The following is a 22223-nucleotide window of genomic DNA, read 5'->3' on the forward strand; positions in this document are numbered from 1 at the left end:
GGCGTGTCCGGGTCGGCAACCGTCAAGACACGCACCGCGAACAGCACGACTCACACGACTCAAGCGGCAGCCGTCAAGACGGGCGCCGCTTCCTTGGGGACGAACGCCACACGCGGACGGCCGTGGCGCAGGTCGATCTTCAGGCGGAGTCCGCCGACGCGGGCGAGGACCACGCCGACGCCGAGAGCGGCCAGCATGGAGACCGCGCCGCCGGCGCAGAAGCCGGTCCGGGCGCCGTACGCGTCGGTGACCCAGCCGACCAGGGGCGCGCCCAGCGGCGTGCCGCCCATGAAGACCATCATGAACAGGCTCATGACGCGGCCCCGCATGGCGGGGTCCGTGCCGAGCTGGATGCTCGAATTGGCGGTGACGTTGATCGTCAGGCCGGCCATCCCGATCGGGACCAGCAGCACCGCGAAGATCCAGAACTCGGGTGCGAGCGCGGCCGTGATCTCCAGCAGGCCGAAGAGCAGCGCGGCGCCGACGAGCACGCGCAGCCGCGAGGTGCCGCGCCGGGCGGCGAGCAGGGCGCCGGCCAGCGAACCGGCCGCCATCAGGGTGTTGAGCAGGCCGTAGGTGCCGGCGCCGGCGTGGAAGACGTCGTTGACGTACGCCGTCAGCCAGATCGGGAAGTTGAAGCCGAAGGTGCCGATGAAGCCGACGAGGACGATGGGCCAGATGAGGTCCGGGCGCCCGGCGACGTAGCGCAGTCCCTCGCGGAGCTGGCCCTTGCCACGGGGGGCGCGGTCGACCTTGTGGAGCTCGGCGGTGCGCATCAGCAGCAGCCCGGCGATCGGGGCGGTGAAGGACAGACCGTTGAGCAGGAAGGCCCAGCCGCTGCCCACGGCCGTGATCAGCACACCGGCGACGGCGGGGCCGACGAGGCGGGCGGACTGGAAGTTCGCGGAGTTGAGGCTGACGGCGTTGCGCAGGTCGGCCGGGCCGACCATCTCGACGACGAACGCCTGCCGGGCGGGGTTATCGAGGACGGTGACGAGGCCGAGCGCGAGCGCGGTGAGGTAGACGTGCCAGACCTGCACGTGCCCGGAGAGGGTGAGGACGGCGAGCGCGAGGCCCGTCACGCCCATCGCGGTCTGGGTGATGAGGAGCAGCCGTCGCTTGGGGCACCGGTCGGCGATGACGCCGCCGTAGAGCCCGAGGAGCAGCATGGGCAGGAACTGCAGCGCGGTGGTGATGCCGACGGCCGTGGAGGAGCCGGTGAGGCTGAGGACCAGCCAGTCCTGGGCGATGCGCTGCATCCAGGTGCCGGTGTTGGAGACCACCTGGCCGGTGGCGAAGAGCCGGTAGTTACGTATCCTCAGCGAGCTGAAGGTGCCGCCCTTGGGCTTGGTCAGGGCGGTGGTACTGCTGCTCGTCGGGGTGTCGTCGGGGGTGTTCGGTGCGGGTGCGGAGTCTGCTCCGGGTCCCGTACTCAAAGTGGGTTCGCCTCCTCACTTGTGTGGGGGTTACAGGTGCGCGAGCTTCTCCAGCACGGGTGCGGCGGCGCGCAGCGTCGCCCACTCGTCCTCGTCGAGCCGGCCGACCAGTTCGCTGAGCCAGACGTTGCGCTTGCGCCGGCTCTCCTCGAGCATGGCCTCGGCCCGCTCGGTCTGGGTGACCACCTTCTGGCGGCGGTCCTCGGGGTGGGGCTCCAGCCGGACCAGGCCCTTGGCTTCGAGCAGGGCGACGATGCGGGTCATCGACGGGGGCTGCACATGCTCCTTGCGGGCGAGCTCGCCGGGGGTCGCGTGCCCGCAGCGGGCGAGGGTGCCCAGCACCGACATCTCGGTGGGGCTGAGCGACTCGTCGACCCTCTGGTGCTTGAGCCGACGCGACAGACGCATGACACCGGAGCGCAGGGAGTCCACTGCCGCGGTGTCGTCCTGGCTGGCGTTGTCCTGGGTGCCTGGGTCCGACATGTTCCTTAGGTTAACTCATTACCCGCGCTAAATAAAGCGGGGCGGCAGGGGCGCTCGGGGCGGGACGGGGGCGTCCGGCGGCAGAGGGCCGTGGGGCGGGATCCGCGCGCCCCCTCACACTCCGGCCGCACGCGTCGCCGCGGGCCCTCCCGTACACGCGAAACGGCCGGGTGCGCGTCGCACCCGGCCGCTCCCCACGCGGAATCCGCCCCTACTTCACACCCAGCATCTGCTCGATCGGGTTGAGCAGGAAGTAGACGAGGAAGCAGAGCCCGACCACGTTGAGCAGCCAGGGGATCTCTCGCGTCCGCTTGTCGGCGATGCGCAGCAGGATGAAGGCGAGGACGCCGATGCCGATGCCGTTGGTGATCGAGTACGTGAACGGCATCGAGATGATCGTCAGGAACGCGGGGATCGCGATCGTGAAGTCGCTCCAGTCGATCTCCTTGACGTTGGCCGCCATGATCAGGAAGCCGACGACCAGCAGGGCGGGCGTGGCCGCCTGCGAGGGGACGATCTTGGCGAGCGGGGTGAAGACCAGGGCCAGCAGGAAGAGCCCGCCGGTCATCAGGTTCGCGAGGCCCGTGCGGGCACCCTCGCCGACGCCGGCCGTGGACTCCACGAAGCAGGTGTTGGCGGAGGCCGAGCCGAGGCCGCCCGCGGCGACGGCGACGCCGTCCACCATCAGGATCTTGCCCATGTTCGGCAGCTGGCCCCGCTCGTCGGTCAGCCCGGCCTCCTCTCCGACGCCGATGATCGTGCCCATCGCGTCGAAGAAGCCGGACAGCAGCACGGTGAAGACGAACAGGCAGCCGGTCAGCCAGCCCACCTCGTGGAAGCCGCCGAAGAGGCTGACATTGCCGACGAGGCCGAAGTCGGGGGTGCCGACGACGTTGTCCGGCACCTGCGGGACGCTCAGGCCCCAGTTGGCGTCGGGGATCGTGGCCAGCGAGTTGATGATGATCGCGACGAAGGTCATCACGACGATCCCGATGAGGATCGCACCCCGCGTCTTCCGCACGACGAGGATGAACGTCAGCGCGAGCCCGATCGCGAAGACCAGCACCGGCCAGCCGTGCAGCTGCCCGCCCTGGCCGAGACCCATCGGCACGGTGGTGTGCGCGCCGTCCGGGTTGCGGGTGACGAAGCCGGAGTCGACCAGGCCGATCAGCGAGATGAACATGCCGATGCCGATCGCGATCGCGCGCCGCAGACCGCCGGGGATGGCGTCCATGACGCGCTGCCGCAGGCCCGAGGCGACCAGCACCATCAGCACCAGGCCGGCCAGCACGACCATGCCCATCGCGTCCGGCCAGCTCATCTTGGGCGCGAGCTGGAGCGAGACGACGGCGTTGATGCCGAGCCCGGCGGCGCAGGCGATCGGCACATTGCCGATCACGCCCATGAGCACGGTGGAGAGCCCGGCCATCAGCGCGGTGGCGGTGACCAGCTGACCGTTGTCGAGCTGATGGCCGAACTTGTCGTGACCGGCCCCGAGGATGATCGGGTTCAGCACGATGATGTACGCCATCGCAAAGAAGGTGGCCAGGCCACCGCGCAGCTCACCGGAGACGGACGAGCCCCGCTCGGTGATCCGGAAGAACCGGTCGAGGGCGGAGCCCCCGGAGGCGGGGGACGGCGGCTGCTGGGCGTCGACCGGGGAGGTGGCCGAGGAGGGCATACGAGACCTCAGTCGGTACGGGCCTGGGGGAGGCGTGGGAGACAGCGGGTGAACAAAAAGGATCTTGATTGGATGATCGAACGAAACAATCTCACCAGATCCGGTTCGATTCAGTATGAATAAACAAACGCGGAATTGCTATCTCCGCGCGTAGACCCCTATAGGGCAAGGGCCTCCCTCCCGGCGCGCCGGGCCGCACGGACTAGGCTTCGCCCCATGACGAAGTGGACACCCAGGCACGAGGCACCGGAGCCCCTCGAAGGGCCCGTCGTCGCCACGATCACCGGCGGCACGATCCTGTGGTTCGTCCTCTTCCTCGTGCAGCTGCCGTTCTACGGCTGGTTCCAGGACCACGGGCATCTGTGGTGGGTCTGGACGTGTGCGGCCGGCGGGGGGCTGGGGCTCATCGGGATCTGGTACGTCCGGAAGCGGGATGCGGCGATCCGGCGGCATGCGGCGTCTGTGGCCCGGCAGGGGAACCCGGCGTCGCCTCCGCACTGACCGGGGCCCGGCCCCGGGCCCTTACCTCGCCGCTCCCCGCCATCTGATCTGCGGCTACGCCGCGTGGGGGCTCGCGCCTCAGGCCCCGTTGCGGGTGCCTTTCCCCTACCCCGCCCCTTCCCGAAACTGGGGCGCTGCCCCAGACCCCCGACTGCGGGCCGGTTCGCCGCCTGCGGCGGGAGCGCCCTGCGGGCGCGTCCTCAAACGCCGGACGGGCTGAGTTGTCGCCCGGAACGGACCCTGAACGTGCCCTCCGGTGGGAGGGGGTGGGGCTGGAGGGTGGGGTTCTGGAACGCGGTGCGACATCACGGCACACAACGCGCAAGACCCGCACCGCACCGCGTTCCAGGTCCCCAGCCCGGAAGACCCACCCCCGGCACCCACCACAAACCAAGCCCGGCCGGCGATTGAGGCCACCCGAACCGCAACCAGCAACGCACACCCGCACCAAACACCAGCAAACCCCGCCCCACCACAAGGCACAAACACCCCGCACCCCTTACCGTCGGACCCATGAGCGAACCGGCACACCCTCCGGCCCCGCCCCCCGGCCTCACCCGAGCCGAAGTCGCCGAGCGCGTAGCGAGAGGTGAGGTCAATGACGTACCCGTGCGCTCCTCCCGGTCGACCGCTGAGATCGTCCGGGCCAACGTCTTCACCCGGTTCAACGCGATCATCGGCGTGCTCTTCCTGATCATCCTGGTCGTCGGGCCGATCCAGGACGGACTCTTCGGGTTCGTGATCGTCGCGAACACCGCGATCGGCATCATCCAGGAGCTGCGCGCGAAGAAGACCCTCGACTCCCTCGCGGTGATCGGCGAGGCCAGGCCGACCGTCCGCCGGGACGGGGAGCCCTCGGCGATCCCCACCGGGGAGATCGTGCTGGGCGACCTCATCGAGCTGGGCCCCGGGGACAAGTGCGTGGTCGACGGCGAGATCCGGGAAGCCGACGGGCTGGAGATCGACGAGTCGCTGCTCACCGGCGAGGCGGACCCGGTGCTGAAGCGGCCCGGGGACAAGGTCATGTCCGGTTCCTTCGTCGTCGCCGGAGGCGGCTCGTACACCGCCACCAAGGTCGGCCGCGAGGCGTACGCCGTCCAGCTCGCCGAGGAGGCGTCCCGCTTCACGCTCGTCCACTCCGAGCTGCGCACCGGCATCAGCCGGATCCTCAAGTACGTGACGTGGATGATGCTCCCGACCGCCGTCGGCCTCGTCATCAGCCAGCTCGTCGTGCAGGGCCACGACTGGAAGGAGGCGGTCCGGCGGATGGTGGCCGGCATCGTGCCGATGGTCCCCGAGGGCCTGGTGCTGCTGACCTCCGTGGCCTTCGCGATCGGTGTGATCCGGCTCGGCCGGAAGCAGTGCCTGGTCCAGGAGCTGCCGGCGATCGAGGGCCTGGCCCGCGTCGACACCGTCTGCCTCGACAAGACCGGCACCCTCACCGAGGGCGGCATGGACGTGAGCGAACTGCGGGTGCTGCTGAAGAGCGCGGACGAGGCGTACGTCCGCCAGGTGCTCGGCGCGCTCGGCGAGAGCGATCCACGGCCCAACGCCAGCCTCAAGGCCATCATCGACGCCTACCCCGACGGCGCGGGCTGGCGCTGCACCGAGTCGCTGCCCTTCTCCTCCGCCCGCAAATACAGCGGCGCCGCCCTCAACGGCCCCGACAGCGAGAGCGGCAACTGGCTCCTCGGCGCCCCCGACGTCCTGCTGCCGGACGGCCACCCCGCCCTCTCCGAGACCGAGCAGCTCAACGCCCAGGGGCTGCGGGTCCTGCTGCTGGCCCGCGCCGAGCGCGAGCTCGACGACCCGCGCGTCGCCGAGGACGTCAGCCCCACCGCCCTCGTCGTCCTCGAACAGCGGCTGCGGCCCGACGCCGGTGACACCCTGCGCTACTTCGCCCAGCAGAGCGTCTCCGCCAAGGTGATCTCCGGCGACAACGCCGTCTCCGTCGGCGCGGTCGCCGCCAAGCTCGGCCTGCCCGGCTCCGAGGCGCCGGTGGACGCGCGCCGTCTGCCCGCCGAGAAGGAACCCATGGCCAAGGCCCTGGAGGAGGGCAGCGTCTTCGGCCGCGTCACCCCGCAGCAGAAGCGCGACATGGTCGCCGCCCTCCAGTCCCGCGGCCACACCGTCGCCATGACCGGCGACGGTGTCAACGACGTCCTGGCGCTCAAGGACGCCGACATCGGGGTCTCCATGGGCTCCGGCTCCGAGGCGACCCGGGCCGTCGCGCAGATCGTCCTGCTCGACAACAGCTTCGCCACGCTGCCGTCGGTCGTGGCCGAGGGGCGCCGCGTCATCGGCAACATCACCCGGGTCGCGACCCTCTTCCTCACCAAGACCGTCTATTCCGTGCTGCTGGCGGTTCTCGTCGTCTGCTCCCGGGTGCCGTATCCGTTCCTGCCGCGCCACCTGACCCTGCTGTCGACGCTGACCATCGGCGTACCGGCCTTCTTCCTGGCGCTGGCCCCCAACACGGAGCGCGCCAAGCCGCACTTCGTACGCCGAGTGATGCGGTACGCAGTCCCGGCGGGCCTGCTCGCGGGCGCGGCCACCTTCGCCGCGTATCTGACCGCGCGCGCCTACTACACCGGGCCGGACAGCCTCGCCGCCCAGACCAGCGTGGCGACGCTGACGCTGTTCCTGATCTCGATGTGGGTCCTGGCGATCATCGCCCGCCCGTACACGTGGTGGCGGATCGCCCTCGTTCTGGCCATGGGCCTGGGCTTCCTCGTCGTCCTGGCCGTGCCCTGGCTCCAGCGTTTCTTCGCGCTGAAACTGGTGGGTACGACCATGCCGTGGGCCGCCGTCGCGATCGCCGCGGCGGCGGCCGTGGCCCTGGAACTGGCCTGGCGCTGGGTGGGCCGCCGCTTCCCGACCTGACCGGGGCACCCAAGCTCAAAGAAAGGACCGGCGCACCCCACAGCCCGCACTCGCCCTCCGGTGGGAGGGGGTGGGGCTGGAGGGTGGGGTTCTGGAACGCGGTGCGAATTCGGGGCACTCAACACGCGAAACGGCACCCGCACCGCGTTCCAGGTCCCCAGCCCGGAAGACCCACCCCCGGCACCCACCACAAACCAAGCCCGGCCGGCGCTTGAGGCCACCCCACCGAAAGCACAAACAACCCGCACCCGGCAACGGACCCGCACCAGACAACGGCGAACCCCACAACCAAGCCCAGCCAAGCGCAGCGACCAGGCACTCCGCCGCTACGCCTTGGCCTTCTCGTCCTCCAGGAACTCCCTGATCCGCTCACGCAGCTCAGGGCCCTCCTGATGCTTGTGTACCGAGATCGCGTGCTGAGTCGCGGCTTCCACGACCTCGTCCTCTTCGCCGGTGATGGTCAGCGTGCAGTTCGTCTCGCTGGGGAACCTGCGGCAGTCGGCGACTTTCCTGGTCATGACGGCCTCCTGAGTGGGCTCCATTCCAGGGTAGTTCCGGGCGGGAGCCGTCAGTCGAACCAGCGGGCCCGCGCCAGCTCGGTCGTGCGGGACAGGTCCTCCAGCAGCGCCGCCGCCTCGAAGCGCCGGGACCAGGCGCCGGCCGCCCACGCGAGGCCCGCCGCCACCCCCTCCAGCGTCGTGGCGTGCAGCACGCCGTCCTGCCCGAGGCACCAGTCCAGCTCGACACCGCCGACCACGAGCCCCTCGTGCTCGACGTAGGTCTCCGGCGCGCCCGGCAGCAGCGCGCGCACCCCCTCCGGCACGCTCCGCGGCGCGCCCTCCCCGTCGGGGACGCGCACGGCGAAGACCTCGCTCAGCCGCCGCACCTGGAGCAGCTCCGCGAGCTCCGCCGCCCGCGCCGGCCGTACGGGCAGCAGGGGGTGCCCGGCCGCGAGCGGGAGGACGTCGGGGGCGTCGGCGACCAGCGCGTCGGCGGCGTCCACGACGCGGACCTCACCGTCGACGACGGCACGGAGCTCGTCCGGCAGGGTGACCTGATCGGGGTCGAGCCCGGCCAGCATGCCGTAGACGGCGTGGAGCTGGGCCGCGTCGACGGCGCGGTCCTCGTCGGCGAGCCGCCCGAGGAGCTCCGCGGCGCCGCCCGGCTCGTCGAGCAGCGCGGCCACCGAGGTGCGTACGCCCAGGGCGCGCAGCACCTGGTCGTCGGCGAGCCCGGCCGCGTCCGCCGGTTCGTACAGCCCGCGCAGCAGCGGATCGCCGCCCGCGACGCGCAGCCCGGCGGGCCTGCGGCCGTCCAGCACGGGGTGGCCGCGCAGCCACCACGCGGTGTAGGGCCGTACGGACTCCGTCGTACCGTCCGGCAGCAGCACGCGCACGGGCGCGGTCAGCGCGTCCCGCAGCGGCGGCTGCGCCAGCATGGCGAGCGCCCGCGGCCAGGCGTCGTCGTCGACGAGGTCGAGGTCGCGCACGGCGACGATCTCGGTGGCGACGGGCGGCACGGGCGTCTCGGGCAGCTGGTCCAGGACGTCCTCGCACCAGACGTCGACGGCTTCGAGCAGGCCGACGTCGTCGGGCTCGGCGAAGTCGGTGTCGCGGGGCTCCAGTTCGTCCGGGTCGAGGACGACGTCCGTGGCGCGCACGAGCGCGAAGGTGGCCATCACGCCCACGGCGGTCAGCGGCTGCTCGCCCCAGCGCTCGGCCAGCGCGGCGTCGCAGGCGGCGAGCTCGCCGGGGCGGATGACGCTCTCGAAGGGGCTGCCGGGCAGGACGAGTTCACCGGCGGGGGCGAGCTCGCCGTCCTCGTCGGGCAGGGCCAGCGCGGCGAGCCAGGGCTCGTCGCCGGGGGCGAGGCCGGCGTCGCGCACGAGCCCGAGAACGGTCTCGGCGAGGGCCTCGCTGTCGAGGGCGTCCTCGTCCCAGACCTCGTCGGCGTCGAGCGACGCGGCGACGGCGGCCCGCACCTGAGGGGTCGTCAGGATCGCGCGGGGCGAGGCCGGCGTAGCGCCGAGCTTCTCCAGCAGCGGGTGGGCGGCGTCGGGGTGGACGACCTTGAGCCCGAGCCTCGACAGCCGCTCCGTGCCGCCCGGCGGCGGCAGCAGGACCTGCCGGGGGCCGATGGCCGTGCGCGCGCCCTCGGCGAGGGGAACGGGCAGGCCGCTCAGCCGGTCGGGGTCGACACCGGAGAGGCTGTCGTAGAGCCTGCGCCACCACGAGGGCTCGCGGTCGACACCCGCGAGCCGGTCGACGACCTCGCCCAGCGGGACGCGCGTGATGCCGAGCGCGCGCAGCTCGGGGCGGCGCTCCAGCCCGGCGGGCAGCAGGTTGGGGAACAGCTCGCCGAGCACGGCGGCGGTCTCCGCCCCGGCGCCCTCGACGACCTCGGCGTCGATCGGCCGCAGGGGCTGGGCGTACGCCTCCCGCGCCTCCTCCGGCACGTCCGCGGGCCGCACGGCGCGCGGCAGGAAGGGCACGCGCGGCAGCCGCTCCAGCACCAGCCGCCGCACCTCGGCGTCGACGGCGCTGCTGGCCAGCGGCGAGGGGACCAGGTCGAGGGTGCCGGTGGAGACGGGCTGCCAGTCGCGCAGCAGCGCGGTGTACGCCTCGGCGGCGCGCTCGACGAGGAAGTCCGTCAGCGGGCCGGGGGCGGTGTGCCGGCGGGTGGGTTCGAGGGGGAAGGTCGCGATGAGCAGGGCGGGCAGCCCCATCGGCTCGTCGGTGGGCGTGGGGGCGTGCAGCACGGGCGCCGTCTCCGGCCGCGCGGGCGCGCCGTCAGGACCCACCGGCACGGCCCAGGCCAGCGACCAGTGGGGGCGCAGCTTCTCCTCCACCGGCCGGTCGGCGAGCAGCTCCGGCTCCAGCCGCCCGACCGCGCGCTCGACACGCCAGCGGGTCGCGGCGCCGCGCGCGGTGTCGCGGACGAGGACGTACGGACCCTCGTCGCGCCGGTCCAGGATGCGTACGGGCTCGCCGGGCAGCTCGACGACGACCTCGGCCAGGCCGGGCAGGGCCAGCAGCAACGCGTCGTCGACCCCGCCCAGCAGACGCCGGGTCAGGTCCTCGGCGGCGCCGTCGCGCAGCGGGAGGACGACGACGGTCTCGTAACCCTCGGGCGCGGAGCCCTCGGCGGGCAGCGGGAGCCGGAGCAGCGGCACATGGCCGTCGCGGCGGCGGATCTCCTCGGCGAGGTCGCGGTTGCCCGCGGCGGCCCCGGCGGCCAGCGCCTGCGCCTCCGCGAGCGACCAGCGCACACCACCGGAGCGCCCGATGACGGCGGGCTCGTCACTGACGGCCAGCACGGCGGAGAAGCCCACGCCGAACCGGCCGACGGCCTCCCGCGTCTCGTCGCGCTTGGCGGAGGCCCGCAGCGTGGCCAGCGACGCGACGCCGGCGTTGTCGAGCGGGGCGCCGGTGTTGGCGGCGGCGAGCACGGCGGGCGAGCCGGCCGTGGCCGGGTGCAGGGTCAGGCGCAGCCTGCCGCGCACGCCCGCCCGTGCGGCGGCGTCGGCGGCGTTCTGCGCGAGCTCGACGACGAGGCGGTCGCGGTAGCCGCCGAGGACCAGGTCCTCCTCGGCGTTGGCGTCCTCCCGGAACCGCGCGGGTGCGGTGATCCAGGCGTCCAACGCGTTGCGTCGGAGCCGCATGGTCCCGAACGGGTCCGTTCCATCGGCTTCGCGGGGCGCGGATCGGATGCCGCTCACGTCTACTCCCTGACCTTGGGGTTGCTATGGCTGAACGTCCGTCGGGTGCGGTTGCGCGGTGCCGGATCAGGGTCCATGATCGCCCTCCCCTTGGCCGCCACTCCGATTACCCCACTAGTAAGAGTGTCTGCTAAGCCCCCACACCCCCACCCCGCCCGCCGCGCCGAAGCCGGGTTTTCACCCACCTGCACGCACGGACGACATCTGCTCCCCACCCTTACCCACCGGCGCGGGGAGCGGGGCCTTCACCGACCTGCACGCGGACGGGCCCCGCACTCACCCACCGGCGGAAGGGCGGGCCTTCACCCACCCGCACGCACGGACGGACATCCACTCCCCGCACTCACCCTCCGGTGGGAGGGGGTGGGGCTGGAGGGTGGGGTTCTGGAATGCGGTGCGAATTCGGGGCACTCCATACGCGAAACGGCACCCGCACCGCGTTCCAGGTCCCCAGCCCGGAAGACCCACCCCGGCACCCACCACAAACCCAGCCCGGCCGGCGCTTGAGGCCACCCGAACCCCAGCCACAAACAACCCGCACCCGACAAAAGAACCGCAAACCCTAGGAGTGCCCGAGCTCCTCATCAGGCCCGTCAGCCGAAACCGACCCCGCCCCGGAAGAAGGGTGAAGCTGAAGCGGATCCACCAACGTCTCGTCGATCACAGGAGGGGAAGGCCGCGGAGCCTTCGGCATGACCGCCGCCTCGGAGTGCCCCCCGCACCCGTAGGACAGCGACACGACATGCCCGTCCGCCGGCCCGAACTCGTTCGCGCAGATGCCGAACGCCTGCCCGAGGGAGCCGCCGAGGCGCACGAGGAAGCCGCAGCTGACGCAGGACGCGGGGGCGGCCTGGGCCATGGGGGTCTTCGCGCCGTGGGAGTCGTCCCAGCGGTCGGCGGCGGAGTAGAGGCCGTAGCGGGAGAGGACGCGGGCGCGCCGCATGCCGAGTTCCTCGGCGACGGCGGCGATGGAGCCACGGGCGGGCGGCGTGGCCTGGACGGCGGGGGAACCGACGGTGACGTCGGCGTCCTCGGCCTCGGCGAGGCGGTCCATCTCCTCGGCGAGGGCGGAGTTCGGCGGCGGGGCGTCCTCGCCGGTCCAGCCGGGCTCCAGGCGCAGGTCGTCGGCCTCGGTGGGGAGGAGGTCGCCCGGGCCCATGTCGCCGGGGCGCAGCCGCTCGCTCCAAGGGACCCACTCGGGGGCCAGAAGGGCGTCGGGGCCGGGCAGCAGGACGGTCTCGTCGAGGGTGACGGCCTTGGCGCGGGAGGCGCGGGCGACGGTGACGGCCCAGCGCCAGCCGCGGTAGCCGGGGTCCAGGCAGGCGAAGTAGTGGGTGACGACGCGGTCCCCGTCGGCGGCGACCTCGACGTGGTCGCCGACCATGCCCGGCAGCGCCGCTTCCTCGGCCGCCGTACGGGCGAGTTCGACCGCCTCGGCGCACAGGCGGTCCGGGGTACGGCTTCGCATCGCAGCACTCACAAGAATCGATTCTCTCTTCCACGCCGTCTCACGAGTGCGCCAGCCGAACGGCCGGGTCGGCGGACGGAGCGGACCGGAGGACCGCGTCGACGTCCGCGCCCGAACGGCCTCGGGCGCACCTAGTCACTCCCATTCTGCGGGATGGAGACTCGGGGCGCGGCCAAGAACGACCACCGGTGGCGCGCTACGCACGCTACCCCGCCAGGACACCCGGGGGATACCCGGGCTTCGGCGAGCCCCCGGGCGGGGAGAGCGGAGAGGGCGCCGGGCGCGCCCCACGGATGGGCGGAAAGTGCCATGCCCGGTGGCAGTTGGGGCAGTATGGCGTGGTGGGAGCCATCCGGTCAGCCGAAGGCGGTCCGCTCCGCCGTGCGGCCCGGGGCGCCGGCCGCGTGTTGCGCAGCCCGTTCACGGGGGCGGCGCGGGGCGTCCGCAGGGCCACGCACGCGCACGGCGCGGGCGAGTCGGGGCTGGGCAAGCTGATCGAGCTGCACGCCGTGAATTCGGCGGGCGACATGCTGATCACGGTGGCGCTGGCGTCGACGGTGTTCTTCTCGGTGCCCACGGATCAGGCGCGCGGCCGGGTGGCGCTGTATCTGGCGGTCACGATGGCGCCGTTCACCCTCCTGGCCCCGGTGATCGGGCCGCTGCTGGACCGGCTGCCGCACGGCCGCCGGGCGGCGATGGCGGGGGCGATGCTGACGCGGGCGCTGCTGGCGCTGACGATGTCGGGCGCGGTGGCGAGCGGCGGCCTCGAGCTGTATCCGGCGGCGCTGGGCGTGCTGGTGGCGTCGAAGGCGTACGGCGTGGTGCGGTCGGCGGTCGTGCCCCGGCTGCTGCCACCGCGCATCTCCTTGGTGAAGGCCAATTCCAGAGTGACGCTCGGCGGGCTGCTGGCCACGGGTGTGGCGGCCCCGCTGGGCGCGGGGCTGCACCAGCTGGGGCCGGCGTGGCCGCTGTACGGGGCGTTCGTCGTGTTCGCCGGGGGCACCCTGCTGTCGTTCTCGCTGCCGCACAAGGTCGACTCGGCGAAGGGCGAGGCCAGGGCGCAGTTGGTCTCCGGTGAGCACCGCTCCTCGCTGCGGCCCGCGCTGGAGCGGCACCGGAGCACCGTACGGCGGAAGACCGGCCGGAAGGAGCGGCAGAAGAACGGCAAGGCGCCCCGGCCGGGCCTGCGCACCGTCGGCAGCTCGGTGCTGCACGCCCTCCAGGCCAACAGCGCCATGCGCATGCTCTCCGGCTTCCTCACCTTCTTCCTGGCCTTCCTGTTGCGCGTACACCCGATCGGGGGGCTGAGCCCGGCGTTCTCCCTGGGTGTCGTGGCGGTCGCGGCGGGCGGGGGCAACGCGCTGGGCACGGCGATCGGCGCGCTGCTGCGCTCGCGCGGCCCGGAGAAGACGATCGCGCTGGTGCTGACGCTGTCCCTGGGGGCGACGGTGGCCGCGGCCGCCTTCTTCAGCGCCTTCTTCGTGGCGGTCGTGGCGGCCGTGGCGGGCATCGCGCAGGCGCTGGGCAAGCAGTCGCTGGACTCGCTGATCCAGCGGGACGTGCCGGAGGAGGTGCGGACGTCGGCGTTCGCGCGTTCCGAGACGCTGCTCCAGATGTCCTGGGTGGCCGGCGGGGCGATCGGCATCGTGCTCCCGCTCAACGGCACCCTCGGCATGTCGGTGGCCGCGGGGGTGCTGGCGCTGGGTGTGGCCACCGCTGTGCGGGGCCTGCTGACGGCGGCCCGGCGCGGCTCGCCGCACCCGCGCGTGGCGTGAGTGGACGGGCCCGATAGCCTGCGCGCATGACCGATGCGTTTTTCCAGGGCAAGCGCCGACGTGCCGCTGCCGCTGTCGGCGCCGTCGCCTTCGGCCTCGTCGCCCTTTCCGCCTGCGACAAGCCGACGCCCCTGGCGACGGTGTCCGTCGGCTCCACCACGGTGACCACCGAGGCCGCCTGCTTCGACGAGAGCAAGACGCTCGACCAGTCGGCCCTCCAGAAGTGCCTGGCCGACAAGTCGGTCAAGAGCATCAAGGTGAAGCAGGGCGACAAGATCCGCGTGGGCGTCGAGCCGAAGATCGCCGACGAGAGCTGGTTCGTGGTGGCCGGCAACCAGCCGCGCTCGAACCAGACGAAGCAGACGTACACCTCGCTCGAGGGCGACCAGCTCTTCTACAACCAGCAGATGGGCACCCTGGACAAGTCCACGGTCCTGTCGGTCGTCAGCAAGAACGGCGTGTGGAGCGTCAAGCTCGAGCTCGACAAGGACTGACGGCCCGGAGGTCCCGCTGATGCGCGTACTCGTCGTCACCGCCGTCGCGGCGGAGCGTGACGCGGTCACCCGCGGCACGGCGGGGGCCACCGCCCCGGCCGGTGGCCCGGCGCGGACCGCGGAGCTCGCCGTGCCGGGCTTCGTGCTGCGGCGCACCGTCAGCGCCGCCACCGCGGCCGGTGCCGTCCCGCTGGTCGTCGACGCGCTGGCCGCCGGCGTCGGCCCGGCCGCGGCGGCGGCCGGCACCGCGACGGCCCTGACGGCCGCGGCGGTCTCCGGCGGCCCATACGACCTGGTGGTCTCGGCGGGCATCGGCGGCGGCTTCACGGGCGCGACGGCGGGGGCCCCGGTGGGGTCCCTCGTCGTGTCCGACGCGATCGTCGCCGCGGACCTGGGCGCCGAGACGCCCGAGGGCTTCCTCCCCGTCACCGAGCTGGGCTTCGGGACCGTGGAACACCGGCCCCCCGAGGCGCTCGTGGCGGCCGTGGCCCGCGCGACCGGCGCCCGGCGCGGTGAGGTGCTGACCGTGTCGACGGTGACGGGTTCCGCGGCGCGCGCCCGCGCGCTGGCGAAGCTGCGCCCCGGCGCGCTGGCCGAGGCCATGGAGGGCTTCGGCGTGGCCGAGGCCGCCGCGGCGCACGGGGTGCCGGTGCTGGAGATCCGCGCGGTCTCCAACCCCGTCGGCCCGCGCGACCGCGCCGCCTGGCGCATCGGCGACGCCCTCGCCGCCCTCGCGGACGCGTTCGCGGCGCTCCCCGGGGCCCTCGTGGCGGCGGGCGTCTTCCCGCCCGTCACCGACCTTCCGTAAGGCCCGGCCCGCGCCGGTCCCCGCAGCACCGTCACCGCACGCGAGGAGGACCCCATGAGTGAACCGCTCAAGATCGCCTATTCGCCCTGCCCCAACGACACCTTCGTCTTCGACGCCTGGGCCCACGGCCGCGTCCCCGGCGCGCCCGCCCTCGACGTCACCTTCGCCGACATCGACATCACCAACGGCATGGCCGAGCGCGGCGAGTTCGACGTGCTGAAGGTGTCGTACGCGGAACTGCCCTGGGTCCTGGAGGAGTACACGCTGCTGCCGTGCGGCGGCGCCCTGGGCCGGGGCTGCGGTCCGCTGGTGCTGACCCGCGAGCCGGGCGGGGCCGCCGGGCTGGCCGGGAAGACGGTCGCGGTGCCGAGCGAGCGCTCGACGGCCTATCTGCTGTTCCGGCTGTGGGCCGCGGCGGAGGTGCCGGGCGGGGTCGGCGAGGTCGTCGTCCTGCCGTTCCACGAGATCATGCCCGCCGTCAGGGAGGGCAAGGTGGACGCCGGACTCGTGATCCACGAGGCGCGGTTCACGTATCAGCGGTACAGGCTGCACTGCCTGGCCGACATGGGGCAGCACTGGGAGTCGACGACGGGCCTGCCGATCCCGCTCGGCGCCATCATCGCCAAGCGCTCGCTGGGCGCGGCCCGGCTGCGCGAACTGGCCCGGGCGGCACGGACGTCGGTGCAGATGGCCTGGGAGGACCCGGCGGCGGCCCGGCCGTATGTCCTGGCGCACGCCCAGGAGATGGACCCGGCGGTCGTCGACCAGCACATCGGGCTCTACGTCAACGAGTTCACCGCCGACCTCGGCGAGGACGGCTACGCCGCGGTGCGCGGGCTGCTGACCCGCGCCGCGGCCGAGGGGCTGGTGCCGCCCCTCGGCCCGGAGGCACTGGAGTTCGCCTGACGGTCGGCCCGTCGGGCGGTCACTCGCGCGTCCCGCGAGCGGGAGCGGTGGTCAGACGTCCAGCTGGTCGGCCACCGCCCGCAGCATTCCGGCGATCTTCGCGCCATGGGCCTTGTCGGGGTAACGGCCGCGCTCCAGCTGCTGGGTGACGTTCTCCAGGAGCGTGGTGAGGTCCTGGACGATCGACGCCAGCTCATCGGGCTTGCGGCGCTGGGCGGCCGCGACCGACGGGGCGGGGTCGAGCAGCGTCACCGTGAGCGCCTGGTCACCGCGCTGGCCGGCCACGACACCGAATTCCACCCGCTGTCCGGGCTTGAGGGCCTCTACCCCGTCCGGGAGCACCGAGGAGTGGACGAAGACGTCTCCGCCGTCGTCGCGGGAGAGAAAGCCGAAGCCCTTCTCACTGTTGAACCACTTGACCTTGCCGGTAGGCACGTCTGTCCTCGTCCTCGTGTCTCGTCGGAAATACGGAAAACGTCTGCAATCAACGGAAAAACAGCTCTTGATAGCACTACAGCGGGTCGTAAGACCCGCTACCCCCAAGGCTAATGGTCCCGGGCCCGGTGACAAGACGTCCTTTTTCCGTGCGGCGCCGGGGGCGAGAGGTGCCACCACGCCGTCGGCTATGGATCTACCCTGGTCAGGTGAGTAGCGAAACTCCCCGGGACGGGGATCTGCTGGTACGCGTCGGCGCCATCGTCTTCCTCGTGGGCGCGGTGGCCACCCTGGCGACCGTCGCGCCCCTCTTCCTGGGCGCCCGTCCGCTGCCGTCGGCAGCGTACTTCGTCTGCATGCTGATGGGGGTCGGATTCCTGATCGCGGCCGCCGGAGTGCTGCGTTCCGTCGCGGCGCAGCGCCGTCAGGCGCGCGCCTCGCTGCCGGCCGCGGTCCCGGACGGCGCGGCCGCCTCGCGGTAGTCGCGCAGCCAGCGGGGGAAGGCCGTGAGGTCGGCGAGGAGCACATCGGCCCCGGCGGCGCGCAGTTCCTCCTCGTCACACGGACCCGTCGCGACCCCTACGGACAGCGCACCCGCCGTACGCGCGCCGCGCACGTCGCCGGTGTGGTCGCCGACGTAGACCGTCGCGCCGTGCGCGCGCAGCGCCGTGGCCTTGCCCTCCGCCCAGAGGTCGCCGACGAGCGCGTCGGGGGCGAGCCCGAGGTGATCGAGGTGCAGCCGTGCGTTGCGCTCGTACTTCGCGGTGACGACGACCGACCGGCCGCCCAGCTCCCGTACGGCGTCGAGCGCCTCGCGCGCGCCCGGCATGACGGGTGACGCGGCGATCGCGAGCGTGGGATAGACCGCGCGGTAGTCCGCGGCGGCCGCGGCGACGCGGTCCGCGGTGAACCAGTTGGCGAGCTCCTGCTCCAGCGGCGGCCCCAGCCGGCTGCACACCAGGTCGACGTCGATGCGCGTGCCCGTCGAGGCGGCCAGCGACTCGTACGCGGCCCGGATGCCCGGCGCGGAGTCGATGAGGGTCAGGTCGAGGTCGAAGCCGACGGTGAACGGGGCGTCGGCCGGCAGCCGCGGATGCAAGGTCATGCCCCACATTCTGCCGCGATGCCCGACCCGTACACTTAGCGTCGCCTAACCTCGGCCGTGGCCGGTGGGGCCGGTGTGCCGGCCGCGCCCCGGCCGTCGCCCGCGGCGGAGTCCCCGCGGACTCCGTCCGGCGGACGTGGTCCCGGCCGCGGGGCGGGCCAGGTGTGCCGCACGTGACCGATGGCCCGCGGCACGTCCGGGCCGTCCGGCGATCGAGGGTACCGCCGCGCCCGATGTCCGTACGAGCCATGAGTGGAAGCGATGTCAGCCGCCGTCCCGATCAGCAGCCCAGGGTCCCCACGGGTCCGGCGCCGCGTCGGCTGGACGGCGGCCGCGGTCGTCGCCCTGCTGGTGGCGGTGCTGTTCAGCCTCGCCGTGGGGGCCCGTACGACCCCGCCCTCCCAGGTCTTCGACGCGCTCTGGCACGGCACCCCCGGCAAGGCCACCGCCGTCGTGCGGGAGATGCGGCTGCCCCGCACGGTCGTCGGGGTGATGGTGGGCGCCGCGCTCGCCATCGCGGGAACGGTTCTTCAGGGCATCACCCGCAACCCCATCGCCGACCCCGGCATCCTCGGCATCAGCCACGGCGCCTCGCTGGGCGTGGTCCTCGCGATGACCTTCGCCGGGGTGCAGACGCTGTCCGGCTATGTGTGGTGGGCCTTCGCGGGCGCGGCGCTCGCCTCCGTCGCCGTCTACGCCGTCGCGGCGCGCGGCCGGGGCGGCGCCACCCCCGTGAAGCTGGCGCTGGCCGGTGCCGCGATCAACGCGCTGCTGCTGTCCGTCGTGCACGGCGTCCTCACCACCCACGCCGCCGTCCTGGACCGCTTCCGGTTCTGGCAGGTCGGCTCGCTGCCGAGCCAGGACACCGGGATCGCGGGCCAGATCTGGCCGTTCCTGCTGGTCGGCGTGGTGCTGGTGCTGAGCGTGGCCCGCGGCCTCGACGCGCTCGCGCTCGGCGAGGACGTCGCCAAGGGGCTCGGCCAGAACGTCGCGACCGTACGGATCGTCGGCGGCGTCGGTGCCACGGTGCTCACCGGCGTGGGCGTCGCGGCGGCCGGCCCGATCGCCTTCGTCGGCCTCGCCGTCCCGCACATCGCCCGCGCGATCGTCGGCACCGACCACCGCTGGCTGCTGCCCATGGCGGCGCTCATCGGGCCCGTGATGCTGCTGGTCGCCGACACCGTCGGCCGGATCGTCTTCCCGCCGAGCGAGGTCCCGTCCGGGGTGATGACGGCGCTCGTCGGGGTGCCGTTCCTGATCGCGCTCGTCCGCCGCAAGAAGGCGGTGGCCGCGTGACGCTCGCCGTGTCCCGCCCCGCCGGATACACCCTCGTACGCGCCGGGCGCGCCTCCTTCCTCGTCCACCGGCGGGCCACCGGTGTCGCCCTCGCGCTGACCGCGCTGCTGGCCGCCGCGTGCCTGGCGTACCTCTGCGCGGCCCAGTCCTTCGTGTCACCGGCCGAGGCCCTGAAGGTCGTCCTCGGGCAGCCGTCGCCGGAGGAGCTCACCGTCGGCACCTTCCGGCTCCCCCGGATGACCGTGGGCCTGCTCGTGGGCGCGGCCTTCGGCGTGGCCGGGGCGCTGATCCAGACCGTCTCCCGCAATCCCCTGGCCAGCCCCGACATCATCGGCGTGACCCAGGGCGCGAGCGCGCTGACCGTCGGCGCGCTCACCTTCGGCGTCACGTCGTACGCCTTCCTGCCCTATCTGTCCGTCATCGGCGGACTGCTCGCGGCGGCCCTCGTCTACGTCTTCGCGTGGCGCGGCGGGCTGCACGCCACCCGCTTCGTCCTCATCGGCATCGGCTTCGCGGTCGCGCTGCGGTCGCTCACCAACCTCTTCATGACCAAGGGCGACTACCTCGTCGCCCAGCAGGCCAAGGTGTGGATGACCGGGTCGCTCGGCGACCGCGGCTGGGCCGAGGCCGTCCCGGTGGCCTGGGCGCTGCTCCTGCTCGCGCCCCTCGTCTGCTGGGCGGCCCGCGCGCAGCGCACCGTCTCGCTGGACGACGACACCGCGACCGCGCTCGGCGTCCGGCTGAACCGGGTCCGGCTCGGCCTGGCGGTACTCGGCGTCGTGCTGGCCTCCATCGCCACCGGCGCCGCCGGGCCCGTCGACTTCGTCGCCCTGCTCGCCCCGCAGCTGGCCCGCCGGATGACGCGCACGGCCCAGATCCCCCTGCTCTGCTCGGCGCTGACCGGCGCGGTCATCGTGATCGTCGCGGATCTGCTCGGCCGCAGGCTCTTCGAGCCGACCCAGCTGCCCGTGGGCGTCCTGACCGCCGCCGTCGGCGCCCCCTATCTGATCTGGCTCATCATCAGGGGCCGCACCGGAGGAAAAGCGTGACCGAGATCAGCGGCCGCACGGCCCGGCTCACCGCCCGCGACCTGACCCTCGCCTACGAGGACCGCACCGTCGTCGACGGGCTCGACGTGGATGTCCCCGACGGCGCCGTCACCGTCATCGTCGGCCCCAACGCCTGCGGCAAGTCGACCCTGCTGCGCGCCCTCGGGCGCCTTCTCAAGCCGGCCCGCGGCTCCGTCCTCCTCGACGGCACCGAACTGTCCCGCATCCCCACCCGCACCATCGCGCGGTCCCTCGGCCTGCTCCCGCAGACGCCCGTCGCCCCCGAGGCCATCACCGTCGCCGACCTCGTCTCCCGCGGCCGCCAGCCGCACCAGCGCTGGTGGCAGCAGTGGTCCGACGACGACGAGCGCGCCGTCACCGAGGCGCTGGCCCGCACCGACACGGCCGCCCTCGCCGAGCGCTCCGTCGACGAACTCTCCGGCGGGCAGCGGCAGCGCGTGTGGATCGCGATGGCCCTCGCCCAGGAGACGGACCTGCTGCTCCTCGACGAACCCACCACCTATCTCGACATATCCCACCAGGTGGAGGTCCTCGACCTCTGCCGCCGCCTCAACCACGAACGCGGCCGCACCGTCGTCGCCGTCCTCCACGACCTCAACCAGGCGGCCCGCTACGCCGACCACCTGATAGCGATGCGGGCGGGCCGGATCGTGGCCCAGGGCGCGCCGTCGGAGATCGTGACGGCCGATCTCGTACGCGACGTCTTCGGCCTGGAGTCGGTCGTCGTCCCGGACCCGGTGACGGGCAGTCCGCTGGTGGTGGCGGGCCGGCCGTGGGAGTCGGACCGGGCCGCCGTCTGAGGTCAGCCGGGGCGGCGCGAGCGCCAGAACACGTACAGCGCCGAGGTGACGGCCGCCGCGCGCACGACCCACGGCCAGGAGTCCGACAGCGCCGCGCCCAGGCCGCCCTCCGGCACCGGGTCGCCCCAGCGGCCCTCCGTACGGCCCCACAGCCAGACCGCCCAGGCCGCGAGCGTCAGGCCGGGGACGCCCATGACCGCCCACTGCGACTCGTGGTGCGAGAGCTTGCGCGTGAAATAGGCCAGCGCCCAGCCGGCGGCGAGCACGAACCAGTTGCCCAGCACCGCGCCCACCAGCAGCACCAGCGCCACCAGGAGCAGCAGCACGCTCACCGGCTCGCCGTCCGGGCGGCGCAGCAGGCTGGGGCGGCGCCGGGTCTCCCCGGTCTCCTCCTCCGCCTCCTCTTCCGCCTCCGCCTCCACGGCCTCGGCCGGCACCCCGGCCGCCGGCTCGCGGGGCGGTGGTTTCAGTATCTCGGGGATCTCGATGCCGCCGACGAAGCCGTGCACCGCCTCCCCCTTGCCGAACGGCCCCGGGTCCACCCGCCACCAGTCCGGCACCTCGCCGGCGGGGCCGAGCTCCTCCGCGGGCGCGAGGTGCGGCGGCGCCACGGCGGGCACGCCCCGGGCGGCCTCGTCCTCACGGCGCTGCGCCGGAACCCTGCCGCTCTCGGCGGTGACGAACCCGTTCGCGTCCGCCACGGCCTCGTCCGGAGTGCCGAACCCGGACAGGATGCGCTGCACGGCGGCGGGGGTGTCCGCCCCCTCGGACGATCTGCGGCGCTCGATCTCCGTACGCAGACGGGACACGAGCCGCATGCGGTCGGCGGAGGTCAGCGCGGTGCGTTGCGCGATGTCGCCGACTCGGCTCAGGTAGTCAAAAACCAGCTGATCGCTCTCGATCCCCACCGAATCCCCTAAGACCGCTCGTCCTCCGACGGTACCGGTTCCCTGCGGGGCGGGCGGGGTTGTTCGGGGTTCTGTGGAGTGCCGGGGTGCGGGTCGCTTACGCCTGCGGCGGGCTTTTCCCCTACCCGCCCCTTCCCGCTGCGTCTGATGTGCGGCTCCGCCGCGTGGGGGGCACGTGCCCCAGGCCCCCGGCCGCGGGTTCCGTTGCCGCCTGCGGCGGGAGCGCCCTGCGGCCGCGTCCTCAAACTCCCCCAGCTGCCTCCCCCGGACTCCGTCCGGGGGTGCCCCCCAGAGGTGCCCCCAACGGGATGGATATGGCTGATCTGAGTGCGCGGCGTTTGAGGACAACGCGGCGAAGCCGTGTTGCCGGGGGCTGGGGAAAAGCCCGCCGCAGGCGCAAGCGACCCGCGCCCCCAAGCAGATCAGCAGCAAAGCGCAGCGGACCGGTACCGTAAG

19 protein-coding genes are annotated in these 22223 nt (G+C 73.2%); 10 read left to right on the plus strand and 9 right to left on the minus strand.

The annotated features are described in order from the left end of the window. Positions 1 to 59 precede the first annotated feature (59 nt). The 3 genes from ACH427_RS05740 to ACH427_RS05750 form a co-directional block, all read right to left on the minus strand. The gene (locus tag ACH427_RS05740) at positions 60 to 1436 is read right to left on the minus strand and encodes an MFS transporter (protein WP_398868127.1); all 1377 of its coding nucleotides are present in this window, start codon (positions 1434 to 1436) and stop codon (positions 60 to 62) included. A 30-nt stretch (positions 1437 to 1466) separates the two neighbouring features. Then, positions 1467 to 1919 (minus strand): MarR family transcriptional regulator, encoded by a 453-nt coding sequence (locus tag ACH427_RS05745; RefSeq protein WP_366006809.1) that lies wholly within the window; start codon positions 1917 to 1919, stop codon positions 1467 to 1469. Positions 1920 to 2130: 211 nt separating this feature from the next. Beyond that, on the minus strand, positions 2131 to 3600 hold the full coding sequence (locus ACH427_RS05750) for an NCS2 family permease (RefSeq protein ID WP_398868128.1): 1470 nt from the start codon (positions 3598 to 3600) through the stop codon (positions 2131 to 2133). A gap of 216 nt (positions 3601 to 3816) precedes the next feature. Here ACH427_RS05750 and ACH427_RS05755 point away from each other — a divergent pair, with 216 nt between their 5' ends. Further along, complete coding sequence (locus tag ACH427_RS05755) at positions 3817 to 4101, plus strand: DUF2530 domain-containing protein (RefSeq protein WP_398868129.1); 285 nt, start codon at positions 3817 to 3819, stop codon at positions 4099 to 4101. 513 nt (positions 4102 to 4614) lie between these two features. Continuing rightward, positions 4615 to 6984, plus strand: a complete 2370-nt coding sequence (locus ACH427_RS05760) for a cation-translocating P-type ATPase (protein ID WP_398868130.1) — start codon at positions 4615 to 4617, stop codon at positions 6982 to 6984. Between the two features lie 326 nt (positions 6985 to 7310). On the opposite strand, the gene ACH427_RS05765 is transcribed toward ACH427_RS05760, so the two are convergent. The 3 genes from ACH427_RS05765 to ACH427_RS05775 form a co-directional block, all read right to left on the minus strand. After that, the gene (locus ACH427_RS05765; RefSeq protein WP_398868131.1) at positions 7311 to 7502 is read right to left on the minus strand and encodes a DUF1059 domain-containing protein; all 192 of its coding nucleotides are present in this window, start codon (positions 7500 to 7502) and stop codon (positions 7311 to 7313) included. Between the two features lie 50 nt (positions 7503 to 7552). After that, the gene (locus ACH427_RS05770; protein ID WP_398868291.1) at positions 7553 to 10645 is read right to left on the minus strand and encodes a sacsin N-terminal ATP-binding-like domain-containing protein; all 3093 of its coding nucleotides are present in this window, start codon (positions 10643 to 10645) and stop codon (positions 7553 to 7555) included. Positions 10646 to 11264: 619 nt separating this feature from the next. Then, positions 11265 to 12170 (minus strand): DUF3027 domain-containing protein, encoded by a 906-nt coding sequence (locus ACH427_RS05775; RefSeq protein ID WP_398868132.1) that lies wholly within the window; start codon positions 12168 to 12170, stop codon positions 11265 to 11267. A gap of 341 nt (positions 12171 to 12511) precedes the next feature. On the opposite strand from ACH427_RS05775, the gene ACH427_RS05780 reads away from it, so the two are divergent. Genes ACH427_RS05780 through ACH427_RS05795 form a run of 4 tightly spaced genes read left to right on the plus strand, consistent with a single transcriptional unit; the run spans position 12512 to position 16153 of the window. Then, complete coding sequence (locus tag ACH427_RS05780) at positions 12512 to 13945, plus strand: MFS transporter (protein ID WP_398868133.1); 1434 nt, start codon at positions 12512 to 12514, stop codon at positions 13943 to 13945. Positions 13946 to 13971: 26 nt separating this feature from the next. Continuing rightward, entirely contained in the window at positions 13972 to 14439 is a 468-nt protein-coding gene (locus ACH427_RS05785) for a DUF2771 domain-containing protein (RefSeq protein WP_398868134.1), read from the plus strand. Between the two features lie 19 nt (positions 14440 to 14458). Further along, complete coding sequence (locus tag ACH427_RS05790) at positions 14459 to 15247, plus strand: futalosine hydrolase (protein ID WP_398868135.1); 789 nt, start codon at positions 14459 to 14461, stop codon at positions 15245 to 15247. Positions 15248 to 15301: 54 nt separating this feature from the next. After that, on the plus strand, positions 15302 to 16153 hold the full coding sequence (locus tag ACH427_RS05795; protein WP_398868136.1) for a 1,4-dihydroxy-6-naphthoate synthase: 852 nt from the start codon (positions 15302 to 15304) through the stop codon (positions 16151 to 16153). 51 nt (positions 16154 to 16204) lie between these two features. On the opposite strand, the gene ACH427_RS05800 is transcribed toward ACH427_RS05795, so the two are convergent. Further along, entirely contained in the window at positions 16205 to 16588 is a 384-nt protein-coding gene (locus ACH427_RS05800) for a cold-shock protein (RefSeq protein WP_030881035.1), read from the minus strand. A gap of 209 nt (positions 16589 to 16797) precedes the next feature. On the opposite strand from ACH427_RS05800, the gene ACH427_RS05805 reads away from it, so the two are divergent. Further along, complete coding sequence (locus tag ACH427_RS05805) at positions 16798 to 17070, plus strand: hypothetical protein (protein ID WP_398868137.1); 273 nt, start codon at positions 16798 to 16800, stop codon at positions 17068 to 17070. Here the strand turns inward: ACH427_RS05805 and ACH427_RS05810 are convergent. Next, positions 17013 to 17693 carry an HAD family hydrolase gene (locus tag ACH427_RS05810; protein WP_398868138.1) on the minus strand — a complete coding sequence of 227 codons (681 nt, stop codon included), beginning with the start codon at positions 17691 to 17693 and terminating at the stop codon, positions 17013 to 17015. The two genes, ACH427_RS05805 and ACH427_RS05810, sit on opposite strands and share 58 nt — an antisense overlap. Positions 17694 to 17954: 261 nt before the next feature. Between ACH427_RS05810 and ACH427_RS05815 the strand changes: the two genes are divergently transcribed. Genes ACH427_RS05815 through ACH427_RS05825 form a run of 3 tightly spaced genes read left to right on the plus strand, consistent with a single transcriptional unit; the run spans position 17955 to position 20859 of the window. After that, entirely contained in the window at positions 17955 to 18989 is a 1035-nt protein-coding gene (locus tag ACH427_RS05815) for a FecCD family ABC transporter permease (RefSeq protein WP_398868139.1), read from the plus strand. After that, positions 18986 to 20038: a FecCD family ABC transporter permease gene (locus ACH427_RS05820; protein WP_398868140.1), complete on the plus strand. Its 1053-nt coding sequence runs from the start codon at positions 18986 to 18988 to the stop codon at positions 20036 to 20038. The genes ACH427_RS05815 and ACH427_RS05820 overlap by 4 nt, the downstream gene beginning before the upstream one ends. A gap of 5 nt (positions 20039 to 20043) precedes the next feature. Beyond that, positions 20044 to 20859, plus strand: a complete 816-nt coding sequence (locus tag ACH427_RS05825; RefSeq protein WP_398868292.1) for an ABC transporter ATP-binding protein — start codon at positions 20044 to 20046, stop codon at positions 20857 to 20859. Positions 20860 to 20861: 2 nt separating this feature from the next. Here ACH427_RS05825 and ACH427_RS05830 read toward each other — a convergent pair whose 3' ends face one another. Next, on the minus strand, positions 20862 to 21767 hold the full coding sequence (locus ACH427_RS05830; protein WP_398868141.1) for a hypothetical protein: 906 nt from the start codon (positions 21765 to 21767) through the stop codon (positions 20862 to 20864). Positions 21768 to 22223 lie beyond the last annotated feature (456 nt).

Origin of the sequence: Streptomyces sp. NPDC020379 (genome assembly GCF_044387105.1) — a bacterium.
In the GTDB taxonomy this organism is placed as follows: Bacteria; Actinomycetota; Actinomycetes; order Streptomycetales; family Streptomycetaceae; genus Streptomyces.